The organism is Streptomyces tagetis, assembly GCF_018069565.1.
GTDB classification, from domain to species: Bacteria; Actinomycetota; Actinomycetes; order Streptomycetales; family Streptomycetaceae; genus Streptomyces; species Streptomyces tagetis.
Map to the genome: position 1 here is coordinate 1459559 of NZ_JAGPNL010000001.1, position 17583 is coordinate 1477141.

The window sequence follows — 17583 nt, forward strand, 5'->3', positions numbered from 1 at the left end:
GACGGCGCCGCCGCGCTCGACGTCTACCACGTGCAGGTCGTCCTCGCCCTCACCGGCCCGGTCGACGCCGAACGGCTGCGGGCGGCGCTCCAGCGGGTGGTGGAGCGGCACACACCCCTGCGCACCGGCTTCACCCGGACCGGCACGGGCTGGGCGCGGCGGGTGCGGCCGGCCCGCGCGGACGTCACCGAACTCGACCTCACCCGCCGTGGCCCGCGCGAGACCGAGCGCCGCGCCCGGCGCCGCGTCGAGGACGAACGCGTACGCCGCTTCGACCTGGACGCACCGCCCCTGCTGCGCTGCCTGCTGGTGCGCCGCGACGCCACCCGCACCGACCTCGTCCTGACCGGGCACCACCTGGTCCTCGACGGCTGGTCCCTGCCCCTGCTCGTCCGGGAACTGCTGCGCTCTTACGGAGGCGGCGAACTCCCCGGCACCGGGCCCGACCACCTCGCCCACCTGAGGTGGCTGCGCACCCGGGACCGACCCGCCGCCGAGGCCGCCTGGCGCACGGCCCTGGCGGGCCTGGACGGTCCCACCCTTCTCGCCCCGGACACGCGGCACGAGACCGAACTGCCCGAGGAGTGCGTCCGCCGCGCGGGCACCGCCCTGACCGCGCGCCTGACCGCCTTCGCCCGGAGCCGGGACCTGACCCTGGCCACCCTCCTCCAGGCCGCCTGGGGCCTCGTCCTGTCCGCCGCCACCGGCCGCCGGGACGTCGTCTTCGGCAACGTCGTCTCCGGCCGCCCGGCCGAGGTGCCCCACGTCGACGAGATGATCGGCCTGTTCGTCAACACCGTCCCGGTCCGGGTCCGTACGCGGCCCGGACAGACCCTCGGCGAACTCCTCACCGACGTCCGGGACGCCTTCACCGGGCTGCTGCCCCACCACCATCTCGGTCTCGCCGACATCCAGCGGGCCACCGGCCACGGCACGCTCTTCGACACCCTCACCGCGCTGGAGAACTACCCCGCCGACCCGCCGGACGCCCTCGCCCAGGCCGCCGGGATCGGTGTCGCCGAGGTGCGGGGCCGCGACGCCACGCACTACCCGCTCACCTTCGTCGCCGTACCGGGGGACGAACTCACCCTGCGCGTCGCGTACCAGCCGGGCCGCTTCACCGCCGCCGAGGCCGAACGGTACGCCGAGCGGGCCCTGCACGTGCTGCGGCTGTTCACCGAGGCACCCGACACCCCCGTCGCCGCCCTCGACCCGCTGCTGCCCGCCGAACGCGCCGCCCTCGGCGCCCACGGGCACGGACCGGCCGCGCCCGCACCGGCGACCTGGGCCGAACTGGTCGCCCGCCAGGTGGCGGCGCGGCCCGCGGCGCCCGCCGTCGAAGGCCCGCGGGAGACCCTGACCTACGCCGAACTCGACTCCCGCGCCCGGTCGCTGGCGGCCCGGCTGATCGCCGCCGGACTGCGCCCCGGCGCGATCGCCGCGGTGGCGCTGCCCCGCTCGGTGGACCTGGTCGTCGCCCAGCTCGCCGTCCAGCAGGCCGGTGCCGCCCATCTGCCGGTCGACCCCGGCTACCCGGCCGAGCGCGTACGGTACATGCTCGACGACGCGGCCCCCGCCCTGGTGGTGAGCTGCCGGGAACTGGCCGACCGCTTCCCGGACGCCCTCCTCGTCGACGACACCCCGGCGGAGCCGGCCCCCACCCCCGACGACCGGCCCTCCCTCCCGGTCCGCGTCACCCCCGGCCACCCCGCCTACGTCATCTACACCTCCGGCTCCACCGGACGCCCCAAGGGCGTCGTCAGCACCCACGCCGGACTGGCCGCCCTCGCCACCGCGCAGGCCGAACGGCTCGGCATCGACCCCGCCGGCCGGGTCCTCCAGCTCGCCTCGCCCTCCTTCGACGCCTCCGTCATGGAGAGCCTCATGGCCCTGGCCACCGGCGCCACCCTGGTCATCCCGGAACCCGGACCGCTCGCCGGGGAACTCCTCGGCGAGACCCTGACCGCACGCCGTGTCACCCACGCGCTGATCCCGCCGACCGCCCTGACCGGACTCGCCCCCGAGGACGCCGCCACCCTGCGCACCCTCGTCGTCGGCGGCGAGGCGTGCACCACGGCGCTCGCCGCCCGCTGGGCACCCGGCCGCCGCATGGTCAACGCCTACGGGCCCACCGAGACCACCGCCTGCGTCACCATGAGCGCCCCGCTCGACGGCCGTGCCACGCCCCCCATCGGCACGCCCCTGCACGGCGTGCGGCTGCACGTCCTGGACAGCATGCTGCGGCACGTCCCGACGGGCGCCACCGGCGAGCTGTACGCCGCCGGGCGCGGCGTCGCCATGGGATACCTGGGCCGGCCGGGCCTCACCGCGAGCCGCTTCACCGCGGACCCGTACGGCCCGCCGGGAGCCCGCATGTACCGCACCGGCGACCTGGTCTCCCGCGACGCCGACGGCCGGCTCCACCACCACGGCCGCGCCGACGACCAGGTCAAGATCCGGGGCTTCCGGGTCGAGCCCGGCGAGATCACCTCCCTCCTGGAGGCCCGCCCCGAGATCCGCTCGGCGGCCGTCGTCGTCCGCGCCGCACCCGGGGACGCCTCCGACGGGCTCCGCCGGCTGGTCGGCTACCTCGTCCCCGGGCAAGCGGAGTCGGTCGACACCGAACGCGTACGCGCCGACCTGGCCCGCACCCTCCCCGACCACATGGTGCCGGCCGCGTTCGTCACCCTGCCCGCGCTGCCGCTCACGCCCAACGGCAAGCTGGACCGCAAGGCCCTGCCCGAGCCGGACTTCACCGCCGTCGTCGGGCACACCGCCCCGGAAGGGCCCCTGGAGGCCACGCTCGCCGAGGTCTTCGCCCAGGTGCTGGGCGTGCCCGAGGTGGGCGCGGAGGACGGCTTCTTCGGCCTCGGCGGCGACAGCATCCTCTCCCTCCAACTCGTCTCCCGGGCACGGGAGGAGGGGCTGCGCATGACGCCGCGCGACGTCTTCGAGCACCCCACCGTGCGCGCGCTCGCCGGGCTGCTGGCCGGCCGCGGCACGATCGCCGACGGCGGCGAGACGCCCGGCGCGCACGGCAGCGCACCGCTCACCCCCGTCATGCGCTGGCTCCTCGAACGCGGCGGCCCCATCGGCAGGTTCAGCCAGTCCATGGTGCTGACGCTCCCCGACGGCATCGACGCCGCCGAGCTGGACACGGTCCTGGACGCCGTGGTGCGACGGCACGAGGTGCTGCGCGCCCGCGTCGACACCGAGGCCGCCACTCTCCTTGTCCCCGGCCCCGGCCCCGGCCCCGACGACGGCGACCGCTTCCACCTGCCCGACCGCCGGGAGACCGGCGCACCACCGGACGCGGCGTCGCTCGGCCGCGACGTGGACGACCTGGCCGCCGAACTCGACCCGGGCGCCGGACACATGCTCCGCACCCGCTGGTACCCGGCGCCGGGCGCGGGCGCCGGCCGCCTCCTCCTCGTCGCGCACCACCTGGTCGTGGACGGCGTCTCCTGGCGCATCCTCCTCGACGACCTGGACCGGGCGTGGCAGGCCGTACGCGCGGGCCGCCCGCCCGCACTGGCCGGCGTGCCCACCCCCTTCCGACGCTGGGCGCGGGAACTGCCCCGGCTGGCCGCCGCGCGCCGGAGCGAACTCCCGCTCTGGCACAGCGTCCTGGAGGCCCCCGCCGGCCTGCCCGGCGTCCGGCCCGACGCGCCGTGGGGCACCGTGGCCCAGGCCCGCCACCGGACCTTCGTCCTGTCGCCCGAGGACACCGCGCCCCTGCTGACCCGGGCCGTGGAACGGTTCGAGGCGTCGGTGCAGCACCTCCTGCTCGCCGCCCTCGCCACCGCCGTCCACGCCGTCGACGGCGGCCCCACGGTCCGCTTCCTCACCCACGTCGAGGGCCACGGCAGGGAGCAGCAGATCCGCGAGGGGTTCGACCTCTCCCGCACGGTCGGCTGGTTCACCTCCCTGTACCCGGTCGCCCTCGAAGCGGTCGCGGGCGAGAGCTTCGCGGACACCGTCGCCCGGGTACGCGCCGACCTGCTCGCCCTGCCCGACAGCGGCATCGGCTACGGCCTGCTGCGCCACCTGTCGCCCGAAGCCGAAGCCGAAGCCGAAGCCGACGCCGGCGCCGAAGCCGAAGCCGACGCACCGCTCGCGGGCCGGCCCGCACCGGTCCTGTCCTTCAACTACCTGGGCCGCTTCGGCACCCCCACGGACCACGCCGCGCCCTGGACGGCGGCGGCCGAGGCCCCGGTGCTCGGCGGCTCCATCGACCCGGACCTGCCCATGGCCCACGCACTGGAGATCAACGCCGTCACCCGCGACACCCCGCACGGGCCGCGCCTGCACACCCGCCTCACCTGGGCGCCCTCCGCCGTCGACGACGCCGATGCCGAGAACCTCGGGGCCCGCTGGCTCGACGCCCTGCGCACGGCGGCCCGCCAGGCCCGTACCCCGGCACCCGAGACCCCCGCACGCCCGTCGCCCGAGAGCCCCGCACGCCCGGCACCCGGGGCGGCGGCCCTGTCACCCCTCACCCCCGAACAGACCGCACGGCTCGCAGCCCGATGGAGGAACCGGTGAGCGCCGAGAACGGCCCCGACCACGGCCTGGACGACATCCTTCCGCTGACACCCCTGCAAGAAGGGCTGCTGTTCCACTCCGGCCTCGACCCCTCGGGCCCGGACGTGTACACCCTGCGGCTCGTCCTCGACCTGACCGGTGCGCTGGACGGCGCCGCCCTGCGGCAGGCCGTCGACACCGTGCTGCGCCGCCACCCGAACCTGCGGGCCGCCTTCGTCGACGAGGGCCTCGACCGGCCGGTGCAGGTTGTACCGTCCTCCTGGTCGGTGCCCTTCCGGGAGGCGGACCTGCGGGAACTCGACCCCGACCGCCGGGCGCGGGAGGCCGGGCGGTTCCTGGAGGAGGAACGGGCCCACCGCTTCGACCCGGCCGACCCCCCGCTGCTGCGCCTCACCCTGCTCCGGCTCGGCGACAGCGCCCACCGGCTCGTCGTCACCGCCCACCACGCCCTGCTCGACGGCTGGTCCATGCCGCTGTTCGCCCGGGAGCTGTTCGCCGCCTACGCCCTGCACACCCGCGCGCCCGGCGCCGCCCCGCTGCCCGAGGTCCGCCCCTACCGGGACTTCCTCGCCCACCTCGCCACACGGGACCGCGCCGCCGCCGAAGCCGCCTGGCGCGAGGCCCTGGCGGACCTGGACGAGCCCACCCTGCTCGCGGCCCCGGCCCCCACCGCCGCCGCGCCCGGGGCGCCCCGGAGCACCGACCTGCGGGTGCCACCCGGCACCGCGGCGGGGCTCGGCGCCCTGGCCGCCGGCCACCGGCTCACCGCCGCCACCGCGTACCAGGCGGCCTGGGGCATCACCCTGGCCCGGCTGACCGGCCGCCACGACGTCGTCTTCGGCACCACGGTCTCCGGCCGGCCCGCCGACCTCGACGGCGCCGAGTCCATGATCGGCCTGTTCATCAACACCCTGCCCGTGGTGGTCCGGGCGTCCCCGTGGCGTTCGCTCGCCGCGACCGCCGCCGGCCTCCAGCGGGAGCGCACCCGGCTCCTGGACCACGAGCACCTGGGGCTCGCCGACATCCAGCGGCTCGCCGGACTCGGTCCGCTCTTCGACACCCTGATCGTCGTGGAGAACTTCGGCGTGGACTCCGGGGCCCTCGCCGAGGCCCAGGCGGCCGGCGGCCTCACCGTGACCTCCGCGACGGGGGAGGACGCCACCCACTACCCGGTGACCGTCGTCGTCCACCCCGGCCCCGAACCCCGCATCACCCTGCGGCACCGCCCCGAGCTGGTCCCCGAGGAGCAGGCACGGGCACTGGGCGCCGCCTACGTCCGGGTCCTGACCGCCCTCGCCGACCGGCCCGACACCCCCGTGGGCGCCGTCGAACTCCTCGCGGCGCACGAGCGACGCCGCGCCCTGGAGGACGGCGCCGCCCTGGACGAGGAGGCTCCGCCCGAGGACAGCATCACCGCGCGCTTCGCCAGGACGGCCGCCCGCACCCCGGACGCCGTCGCCGTCACCGACGCCCGCGGCGCGCACACCTACCGCGACCTCGACGCGCACTCGGGGCGCCTCGCCCGGCTCCTGAGCGAGCACGGCGCCGGGCCCGGCACCTTCGTCGCCGTCCGCCTCGACCCGTCCTTCGAGCAGGTCAGCGCCCTGCTCGGCATCCTCAGGACGGGCGCCGCCTACCTGCCGCTGCCCTCCGGCCTCCCCGAGGGCCGCGCCGCGGCCCAGCTCCGTACCGCCCGCCCGGTCGCCGGGCTCACCACCACGGCCCCGCGCGCCCACCTGCCGGCGGACACCGGAACCGCCTGGATCGCGCTGGACGACCCCGCCGTCACCGCCCGCCTGGCGGAATCCGCCCCCACCGCCCCGGTCGCCGTGCCCGCCGCGGCCCCCGCCTACGTCATCCACACCTCCGGCTCCACCGGCACCCCCAAGGGCGTCGTCGTCGGACACCGGCAGGTCCTGCGGCTGCTCGACACCACCGACGAGGCGTTCGGCTTCGACGGCGACGACGTGTGGACCCTCTTCCACTCCTACGCCTTCGACTTCTCCGTCTGGGAGATCTTCGGCGCGCTGCTGACCGGCGGCCGGCTCGTCGTCGTACCCCCCGCCACGACCCGGGCCCCGGAGGAGTTCGCCGCGCTGCTGCGCCGCGAGGCCGTCACGGTGCTCAACCAGACCCCCTCCGCCTTCCACCAGCTCACCGACGCGATCCTGGCCGACGGCGGACCCGAGGGGCTCGCCCTGCGCGTCGTGGTCTTCGGCGGCGAGGCCCTGGAGCCGGACCGGCTGCGCGACTGGCAGCGCGCCGCGGGCGCGGGCGGGCCCGAACTCGTCAACATGTACGGCATCACCGAGACGACCGTCCACGTCACCCACCACGTGCTGGAGGACGCACCGGCCCCGGGGGGTCCCGCCCGCCCCATCGGACGGCCCCTGGACGACCTCGCGATCCGCCTCCTGGACACCGCGCTCCGCCCGGTCGGCCCCGGGCTCACCGGTGAGATCTACGTGGCCGGACCGGGCCTCGCCCACGGCTACCTCGGCCGGCACGCGCTCACCGCCGGCCGGTTCGTCGCCGACCCCTACGGTCCGCCCGGCACCCGTATGTACCGCAGCGGCGACCTCGCCCGCTGGACCGGGGACGGCGACCTCGACTACCTCGGACGCGCCGACGAGCAGGTGCAGATCCGCGGGTTCCGGGTGGAGCCCGGCGAGGCCCGCGCGGCCCTCGCCGACCTGGACGAGGTCGCCGACGCGGTGGTGCTGGCCCGCCCGGGTCCCGACGGCGCCACCCGGCTCGTCGCCTGGGTCGTCCCCGCCGGGGACCCGGTGGACCCCGCGCGGCTGCGCCGCGCCCTGCGCGAACGCCTGCCGGACCACCTCGTCCCCGCCGCCGTCGTCCCGGTCGACGGCTGGCCCCTGACCGGCAACGGAAAGCTCGACCGGGCCGCGCTCCCCGAACCGGAGGACCGTACGGCCGGGGCCGGCCGTGCCCCCGCCACCTGGCACGAGGAGATCGTCGCGGGCCTCTTCGCGGAACTCCTCGGACGCCGCCGCGTCGGCGCCGACGACGACTTCTTCGCCCTCGGCGGCCACTCCCTGCTGGCCACCCGGCTCGCCTCCCGGATGCGGTCCGCCTTCGGCACCGCGCTCTCCGTACGCGACGTGTTCGAGACACCCACCGTCGCCGGACTCGCCCACCGCGCCGCAGACGGCCCCGCGGCCGGCGGGCCGCCGCTGACCCCCCGCGAGCGCCCCGCGCACGTCCCGCTCTCCCCGGCCCAGCGCCGGCTGTGGTTCCTCCAGCAGCTCCACGGCCCCGGAGCCGAGTACAACATCCCCTTCGTGGCGAGGCTCACCGGCCCCCTCGACGTCGCCGCGCTGCGGCAGGCGCTGCGCGACGTCCAGCTCCGCCACGAGAGCCTGCGCACCGTCTTCCCGTCGACCGCGGGCACGCCCCGCCAGCACGTCCTGGCCCCGGACGACCTCGACGACCCGCTGACCGTCCTGGACGCCGGCGGCCGGGACCTGGACACCGCGGTCACCGAAGCCGTCACCGCCCCCTTCGACGTGGAGCACCGGCCGCCCCTGCGCGCCACCCTGCTCCGGCTCGGCGAACACCAGCACGTCGTCGCCCTGGTCGTGCACCACATCGCCGCCGACCAGTGGTCCGCCCGGCCTCTCCTCTCCGACCTGGCCACCGCCTACGCCGCCCGCACCCGGGGCGAGGCACCACCGCTCGACCCGCTGCCCGTGCAGTACGCCGACTGGACCCTGTGGCGGCGCGAACAACTGGGCCAGGACACGGAGGACACGGAGGACACGGACGACGGGGAGGGCACCGGCCCACTCGCCGGGCAACTGGACTACTGGAAGAAGCAGTTGGCCGGCTCCCCCGAGGAGACCGCGCTGCCCGCCGACCGGCCGCGCCCCGCGGCCCCCAGCTTCCGCGGCGGCTTCGCCCGCTTCACCGTGCCCCCCGGGACACACCGGGCCCTGCGCGCCCTCGCGCGCTCCGCCGCCGGCTCCCTGTTCATGGTGAGCCACGCCGCCCTCGCCGCCCTGCTCACCCGGACCGGCGCCGGCACCGACGTGGTGATCGGCACCCCCGTCGCCGGACGGCACGACAGCGCCCTGGACGACCTGGTCGGCTTCTTCGTCAACAACCTCGTCCTGCGTACGGACACCTCCGGCGACCCGGACTTCGCCACCCTCCTGGAGCGGGTGCGCCGTACCGACCTGGCCGCCTACGCCCACGCCGACGTGCCCTTCGAGACCCTCGTGAACGAGCTGAGCCCGCACCGCTCGCTCTCCCGCCACCCGCTCTTCCAGGTGATGCTCGCCTACGAGAACCGGGCCGCCGACGAGATCGGCCTGCCCGGCCTCACCACCACCGCGATCCGCTCCGGCGCCGGGGCCGCCAAGTTCGACCTCACCTTCACCCTCGTGGAGCGCGACGGCGCCGACGGCCTCGAAGGCGTCCTGGAGTACGCCCGCGACCTCTTCGCACCCGCCACCGCCGAGGCGCTCGCCCGGCGCTACGTCCGGCTGCTGACCGCGGTGGCCGAGGACCCCGCCGCCCCCCTGCACCGGATCGACCTCCTGGACGCCGCCGAACGCGCCGCGCTCCTCGCCGCGCCCCGCGCCGCCCGGCCCCCGCTTCCCGACGCCTCGGGCACCCTGCCCGCCCTCTTCGCCCGACAGGCCGCCGCACACGGCGCGCGGCCCGCGCTCGCCGGGCCGACCCTGGCCGGCGACACCCGCGTCGAACTGACCTACCGGCAGGCCGACGAGGCGGCCGACCGCCTGGCCGCCCTGCTGACCGCGCACGGCGCCCGGCCCGAGGACCGCGTCGCCGTCGCCCTGCCCCGCACCGTCGAGGCCGTCGTCGCCATGCTCGCGGTGACGAAGGCCGGCGCGGTCTACGTCCCGGTCGACCCCGGCTACCCCGGCGAGCGCATCGCCCACATGCTCACCGACTCCGCCCCGGTCCTCACCCTGACCGCCCCCGGCGCCGCCCTCGACGGCACCGACTGCCTGGAGCTGGACGCCGGCTTCCTGACCGCCGACGGCCCCGTACCCGGGCCACCGGGGTGGGCGACCCTGACCTCCACCTCGGCCGCCTACGTCATCTACACCTCCGGCTCCACCGGCCGCCCCAAGGGCGTCGTCGTCTCCCACGCCGGACTGCCCGACCTCGCCGCCACCCTGCGCCACGGCTTCGGCGCCGGTCCCGGCTCCCGGGTGCTCCAGTTCGCCTCGCTCAGCTTCGACACCTCCGTCTGGGAGATCGTCATGGCGCTGACGTCCGGCGCCGCCCTGGAGATCGTCCCCGCCGACCGGCGGCTCGGCGCCCCGCTCGCGGACTTCCTCACCGCGCACTCCGTCACCCACCTCACGGTGCCGCCCGCGGTGCTCGCCGCGCTGCCGCCCACCGCCGTCGCACCGGGCAGCACCCTGATCGTCGCGGGCGAGGCGTGCTCGCCCGACCTCATCCGGGAGTGGGCCGGCCGCACCCGCATGTTCAACTCCTACGGCCCCACCGAGACCACGGTCGACGCCACCCTGTGGCGCTGCGCGGCGGACGGCCTGCGCGGGCCCGCCCCCATCGGCCGGCCGGTCGACGGCACCGCCGTGTACCTGCTCGACGGCCGCCTCCGGTTGGTCCCGCCCGGCACGGTCGGCGAACTGTACGTCGCCGGAACCGGACTGGCCCGCGGCTACCTCGGCCGGCACGCGCTCACCGCCGGCCGGTTCGTCGCCGACCCCTACGGCCCGCCCGGCACCCGCATGTACCGCACCGGCGACCTGGCCCGCCGCAACGCCGCAGGGGAGCTGGAGTACCTGGGCCGCGCCGACAACCAGGTCAAACTGCGCGGGTTCCGCATCGAACTCGGCGAGGTGGAGCGCAGCCTGGCCGCGCTGCCCGGCCTCCGGCAGGCCGCCGCCGTCCTGCGCGAGGACGTCCCCGGGCGTCCGATGCTGGTCGGCTACGCGGTGCCCGAGCCCGGCGCCCGGCCCACCGAACAGGCACTGCTGGAGAGCCTCGGGCGGGAACTCCCCGACTATCTGGTGCCCTCCCGGCTGGTCCTCCTGGACACCCTCCCGCTCAGCCCCAACGGCAAGGTCGACCGCACGGCGCTGCCCGCACCGGCCCGCACCACCGGCACCGTCCCGGCCGCGGACGGCCCGGCCGGCGAACTGGCCGCGCTCTTCGGCGAGATACTGCGCCTCGGCACCGTCTCGGCCGACGACTCCTTCTTCGCCCTCGGCGGCGACAGCATCTCCTCCATCCAGCTCGTCGCCCGCGCCCGCGCCGCGGGACTCGACCTCACCGCCCGCCAGGTCTTCGAACTGCGCACCCCGCGGGCGCTCGGCGCGGCCGTCCGGCCACTGCGCGGCCACGCCGACACCGCCGAGGACCGCGGGCCGGTCCCGCTCACGCCGCTCATGCGCTGGCTCGAACGCCGTCCCGGGCACTGGCGCACCTTCCACCAGGCCGTGCTGCTCACCGTCCCCGCGGACCTCGGGGAGAGCGCGCTGCGCGGCGCCCTGGACGCCGTGGTGGCCGCGCACGGCATGCTGCGCACCCGTACCGCCACCGGCCCGGACGGCCGGAGGGTCCTGGTGAGGGCGCAGGAGCCCGCGTACGAGATGACCGTGGCCGACGCGGCCGGCACCGACGAGCGCGCCCTGCGCGAGCTGATCGCCCGGCACTCGGGCGCCGCGGTCCGGCGCCTCGACCCGGACGAGGGCCGGATGACGCAGGCGGTGTACTTCCCGCGCGGCGACGGGAGGGACGGGCGGCTGCTGCTGGTCGCGCACCACTTGGTGGTCGACGCGGTGTCCTGGCGCATCCTCGTGGCCGACCTGGAGGGCGCGGCCCGGGGAGCCGAGGTGCCGCCGCCGACGGGGACGAGCTTCGGACGCTGGTCCCGCGACCTGGGCGAGACGGCCGGGGCCCACGCCGCGGAGCGCGCCCACTGGGAGGGCGAACTGGCCGCGGCACGGCCGCCGTTCCCCGCCCCGGCCGCCACCGGGGAACCCGCCGAGCTGCGCACGGTCGTGCCCTCCGCCCTCACCGGCGACCTGCTCACCCGGGTCGCCTCCGCCTTCCGCGCGGGCCCCGACGAGATCCTCCTCGGCGCCCTGGCCCACGCGCTGGACGTGCGGGAGGGCGGCGTCCTGGTGGACCTGGAGTCCCACGGCCGTCACGAGGATCTGGTCGAGGGCGCGGAACTCTCCCGCACCGTCGGCTGGTTCACCACCCAGTACCCCGTCCGCCTCGCACCGGGCGACGGTCACGTCGGCGAGACGGTGAAGAGCGTCAAGGAGAGCCTGCGCGCGGTGCCCCGGCACGGCACGGGCTACGGGCTCCTGTACGACCAGGCCGCGAGCGGAGCCCAACTCTCCTTCAACTACCTGGGACGTTTCGGTTCGGGGGACGAAGACGGCCACTGGGCCCCGGCCCCCGAGTCGGACGCCGTCGACGGCGGCGCCCTGCCCGTACTGACCGACGGCCACGTCCTCGACCTGCACGCCTCCACCCTCGACGGTGCCGACGGGCCGGTGCTGACCCTGCGCTGGACGTACGACGCGGGTGCGCTGGACCGGCGCCGGGTGGCGGAACTGGCCCGGCGCTTCACCGGCCACCTGTCCGAACTGGCCGCACGCGCCGCCGAACCGGGCTTCGCGGGCCCCACACCCGGCGACTTCCCCCTGCTCGCGCCCACCCCCGCCGAACTCGCCGAGATCGCGGCGGCCGGCCCCGTGCCGCGCACCCTCCTGCCGCTCGGCCCGCTCCAGGAGGGCCTGGCCTACCACGCGCTGTCCGACCCCGACGCACCGGACGTCTACCTGGTCCAGCTCGAACTGGAACTGACCGGCGACCTGCACGGCGAGCGGCTGCGCCGCGCGGCACAGTCCGTCGTGGACCGGCACGAGGTGCTGCGGGCGGGCTTTCGCCAGGTGTCGACCGGCCGCCTCGTGCAGTACGTGGCCGACGCGGTGCCCGTGGAGTGGCGCGAGGCCGACCTGCGCGGCCACCGGGACGACCTGGCCCGGCTCGCCCGGGAGGACCGGACCCGGCGCTTCGACCTCGACGCCCCGCCCCTGGTCCGCTTCACGCTGGCCCGGCTCACCGACGACACCTGGCACCTGCTGTTCACCAGCCACCACCTGCTCCTCGACGGCTGGTCCTCGCCGCTGCTCCTCACCGACCTGTTCACCGCGTACGCGGGCGGCACCCCGGCGGCCCGCCGGCCGTACGCGGATTACCTGGCCTGGCTCGCGCGCCAGGACCGTGACACGGCGCTGGAGGCATGGCGCCGGGAGCTGCGGGGAGTGGAGGCGCCCACGCTCGTCGCCGACGGCCGGGCCGCCTCGGGCGCCCACGAGCCCGGCGAGACCGCACACGTCCTGCCGCCGCGCCTCCACGACGCGCTGACGCAGACGGCCCGTGCCACCGGCACCACCCTCAACACCCTCGTGCAGACCGGCTGGGCACTGGTCCTGTCCCGGCTGACCGGACGCACCGACGTGGTGTTCGGCGCCGCCGTCTCCGGCCGCCCCGCCGACCTCCCCGGTGCCGACGCCATGCTCGGCCTGTTCGTCAACACCGTTCCCGTACGCGTGGACACGGCACCCGGGAGGAGCCTGCACGACATCGTCACCGCCCTGCACGACCGCCAGGCGGCCCTGCTCGACCACCGGCACCTCGGGCTCGCGGAGCTTCAGCGCGCGTCGGGCCTGCCGGTCCTGTTCGACACCATGACCGTGTTCGAGAACTACCCGTTCGACGAGGACGCGCTCGCCGCGAGCGAGGCGGCGGCCGGGCTCACGGTCCGCGGTGTCGGCGGCCGGGACGCCACGCACTACCCGCTCACCCTCTCCGTCACCGCGCACGGCGGACGCGTCCGGCTGCTGCTCAAGCACCGCGCCGACCTGTTCGACGAGGAGGTGTCCCGCCGCCTGCTGGACGGGCTGGTCACCGCGCTCGAAGCCCTCGCCGCCGGCCTCCACCGCCCCTGCGGCACGCTGGACGTCCTGCCCGTGGCACCGGCGCCCGCCGCGCCCCGTCCCGTCCCCGTCGCGGACGCCGGACTCACGCCGGCCGGTGTGGTCGCCCGCCACGCCGCGGCGGACCCCGGAGCCGTCGCGGTACGCGGCCCGGACGGCACTCCGCTCCTGACCTACGCCGAACTGGCCCGCCGGGCGGCGGTGTTCGCGGACCGCCTGCGTGCCGTCGGCGCCGGTCCCGAGACGCCGGTGGGCATCCTGGCACCGCGCTCGCCCGAACTGGTCGTCGCGCTGCTCGCCGTGAACTGGGCCGGCGCCGCCTACCTGCCGCTCCATCCGGACTGGCCCGCCGCCCGCCGCCGCGCCGTCCTGGACGCCGCCGGGGCCGTCGCCCTGATCGCCCACGACGCCGACGCCGACGCCGTCCCGGCCGGGTGCCCCGTACTCGCCGAGGAGGCGGGTCAGGACACGGCCCCGGGCGCCGCCACGGCACCCGTCCGCGTCCCCGGCACGGCACTCGCGTACGTGATGTACACCTCCGGGTCCACCGGCGAACCCAAGGGCGTGGCCGTCACCCAGGACGACATCCGGACGCTCGCCGCCGATTCCCGGTTCGGCCCGGACGCGCACCGCCGGGTGCTGCTCCACTCCCCGCACTCCTTCGACGCCTCGACCTACGAGCTGTGGGTGCCGCTGCTGCGCGGCGGCGAGATCGTCCTGGCCCCCGTCGGGGTGATGGACCCGCACCGCTGGCGGGAACTGCTCCGCCGGGGCCTCGCCGACGCGGCCTGGTTCACCGCCGGCCTGTTCGACCTGCTCGCCCAGGAGGTCCCGGAGGCGTTCACCGGCCTGCGCGAGGTGTGGACCGGCGGCGCCGTGGTGCCACCGACCGCGGTGCGCGCCGTCCTGGCCGCCGCGCCCGGCCTGCGGATCGTCAACGGCTACGGGCCCACCGAGACGACCACCTTCGCCACCGCGGGACCCGTGGACCCCGCCGCCCTCGACGGCCCCCTGCCGATCGGCCGGCCCCTGGACGGCATCGCCCCGCGTGTCCTCGGCCCGGCGCTGCGCCCGGTCGCCCCCGGCGTGCCCGGCGAGCTGTACCTCGCCGGCGCCGGAGTGGCCCGCGGTTACCTGGGCCGGCCGGAGCCGACCGCCGAACGCTTCGTCGCCGATCCCTTCGGCCCGCCCGGCGGACGCATGTACCGCACCGGCGACGTCGTCCGCACGCGGCCCGACGGGGCGCTGGACTTCCTCGGCCGCGCCGACGACCAGGTCAAACTGCGCGGCCACCGCGTCGAACCCGGCGAGGCCGAGGCGGCGCTCGCCGCCCTGGACGGCGTCGCCCGCGCCGCCGTCGTCCTCCGCGAGGACCTGCCCACCGGCCCGGCGCTGGTCGGCTACACCGTTCCCGCCGGTCCGCCGCGACCGGCGGCGGAACTCCTCGCCGCGCTGCGGTCCCGGCTGCCCGCCTACCTCGTGCCCGCGGCCCTGGTCACCGTCGACGACATCCCGCTCACCGCCAACGGCAAGACCGACCGAGCGGCCCTCCCCGCCCCGGACGGACGGCGGACGGGCGGCGGCGGGCCCGGCACGGGCGGCGGCCCGCGCGAGGAACTGCTCTGCCGCCTGTTCGCCACGGCCCTCGGCCTGGAGAGCGTCGGTCCGCACGACGACTTCTTCGCCCTCGGCGGCCACTCCCTGCTCGCCATGCGCCTCGTGGGCACCGTCCGCACCGCCCTGGACACCGCTCTGAGCGTGCGCGACCTGTTCGCGGCGCGCACGCCCGCCGCCACCGCCGCCCTGCTGCGGCCCGGCAGCCGCTCCCTGCCGCCCCTGACGGCGCGAGGGGGCACCGCGCGCCCGGACAGGGTGCCGCTGTCGCCCGCCCAGCGGCGGCTGTGGTTCCTCGACCAACTGGAGAGCGAACCCTCCGCCGCGTACAACGTGCCCGTCGCCCTGCGCCTGACCGGAGCGCTCGACGCCGCCGTCCTGCGCGAGGCGCTCACCGACCTCGTCACCCGGCACGAGGTGCTGCGCACCGTCTACCCGGACCACGACGGGGTGCCGTACCAGAAGGTGCTGGACCCGGCCGGCGCGCGGGTGGAGACACGGGTGGTGTCCGCCCTCGCGGCCGACGACCCGGCGGCCGTCACCGCCCTGGAGAGCGAGGCCGCCCGGCCCTTCGACCTGGCCCGCGACCTCCCGCTGCGCGCCCTGTGCCTGCGCGTCCCGGACGGCGACGTGCTGCTGCTCGTGCTGCACCACATCGCGGGCGACGAGTGGTCGTTGCGTCCCCTGCTCGACGACCTCTCGACCGCCTACGCCGCCCGGTCCGCGGGCCGGGCGCCCCGGATGCCCGCCCTGCCGGTGCAGTACGCCGACCACACCCTCTGGCAGCGCGAGGTCCTCGGCGAGGAGAGCACCGGGGACAGCGCGGTCGCCCGGCAACTCGCCCACTGGCGCGAGCGGCTCGACGGCGCACCCCCCGAACTGCCGCTGCCGGCCGACCGCCCGCGGGGCCCGCGCGCCGGACACGACGGCGGCGTCGTCGAGTTCGAGGTCCCCGAGGACGTCCGCCGGGGCCTGGCCGACCTGGCCGTGCGGACCGGGGCGACCCCGTTCACGGTCGCCCACGCCGCCCTGGCGGTCCTGCTCCGGCAACTGGGCGCGGGCGACGACGTGCCCGTGGGCACCCTCGTCGCCGGACGCGAGGAGGCCGCCCTGCACGACATGGTGGGCTTCTTCGTCAACACGCTCGTGCTGCGCACCGACGTGAGCGGCGATCCCACCCCGGCCGCGCTGGTGCGCCGCGTCAGGGACCGGGACCTGGACGACTTCGACCACGCCGACGTGCCCTTCGAACGCCTCGTCGACCTCCTGGACGGGGAACGCTCGCTCTCCCGCCACCCGCTGTTCCAGGTGATGCTCAACCTCCAGACCCGGGTGGCCCGGGGCCCCTCCTTCGCGGGCCTGGACAGCACCCCGTTCCCCGTGCGGACCGGCACCGCCAAGTTCGACCTGACCTTCACGATGGTGCGGGAGGAGGGACCCGACGGCGCTCTCGGCGGCGGCATCACCTACCGCACCGACCTCTTCGACCACGAGACCGCCGAGGCGCTGGCCTCCCGCTTCCTGCGCGTCCTCGCCGGCTTCGCCGCCCGCCCCGACGCACCGCTGAGCACCCTCGACCCCTGCGACGGGCCCGAGCGCGACCGGGTCCTCGTCGCGTGGAACAGCGCCGAACCGCCCGTCGCCGAACCGCCGTGCCTGCCCCGGGACTTCGCCGCGCAGGCGGCCCGCACCCCCGACGCACCCGCGGTCGTCACCGACGAGGCGGTCCTCACCTACGGCACCCTCCTGGACCGGGTGCGGGGCGCGGCCGACGCGCTGCGCGCCGCCGGGGTCACGGACGGCGACCTGGTTGCGGTCCTGCTGCCGCGTTCGCCGGAGCTGGTGGTCGCCGCCCACGCCGCGCACCACGCCGGGGCCGCCCACATGCCCCTGGACCCCGCGCACCCGGCGCCCCGCCTGGCCCGCATGCTGGCCGCCAACCCGCCCCGCGTGGTCATCACCGACCGGGCGACCCGCGCGCTGCTGCCCGCCGAGGGCCCCTGGCGGGTGCTCCGGACCGAGGAACTCCCGCTCACCGGCGAGGCGCTCCCCCCGGCGCCGCGTCCGGCACAGTCCGCGTACGTCATCCACACCTCCGGCTCCACCGGCGAGCCCAAGCCGGTCCTCGTGCCGCACGGCGCGCTGGCCAACCGGCTGGGCTGGACCCGGCGGAACCACCCGCTGGGCCCGGGGGACCGCATGCTGCTGAAGGCCGCTCCCGGCTTCGACGTCTCGGTCTGGGAGATCTTCGGCCCGCTGCTCGACGGAGCCGCGGTGGTCGTCGTACCGCCCGAGAAGCACCTCGACCCGGCGTACGTGGCCGCGCTGATCCGGCGCCACGACGTCACGGCCGCCCACTTCGTGCCCTCCCTGCTCGCCCTGTTCGCCGCCGAGCCGGAGGCGGCCCGCTGCACCGGCCTCAGGTGGATCTTCAGCGGCGGTGAGGCCC

At 76.9% G+C, this 17583-nt stretch carries 2 protein-coding genes (both only partly in view); both read left to right on the forward strand.

Annotation, left to right across the window (positions count from 1 at the left end; genetic code table 11):
- Positions 1–4545 carry the 3' end of a non-ribosomal peptide synthetase gene (locus J5Y05_RS06285; RefSeq protein ID WP_210868904.1) on the forward strand. 12816 nt of this gene lie to the left of the window's left edge, so only the last 4545 of its 17361 coding nucleotides appear in the window; the start codon falls outside the window, past its left edge; the stop codon is at positions 4543–4545.
- A protein-coding gene (locus J5Y05_RS06290; protein WP_307853723.1) for a non-ribosomal peptide synthetase crosses the window boundary here: on the forward strand, positions 4542–17583 show its 5' portion. 2402 nt of this gene lie beyond the right edge of the window; only the first 13042 of its 15444 coding nucleotides appear in the window; the start codon lies at positions 4542–4544; the stop codon falls past the right edge of the window. The genes J5Y05_RS06285 and J5Y05_RS06290 overlap by 4 nt, the downstream gene beginning before the upstream one ends.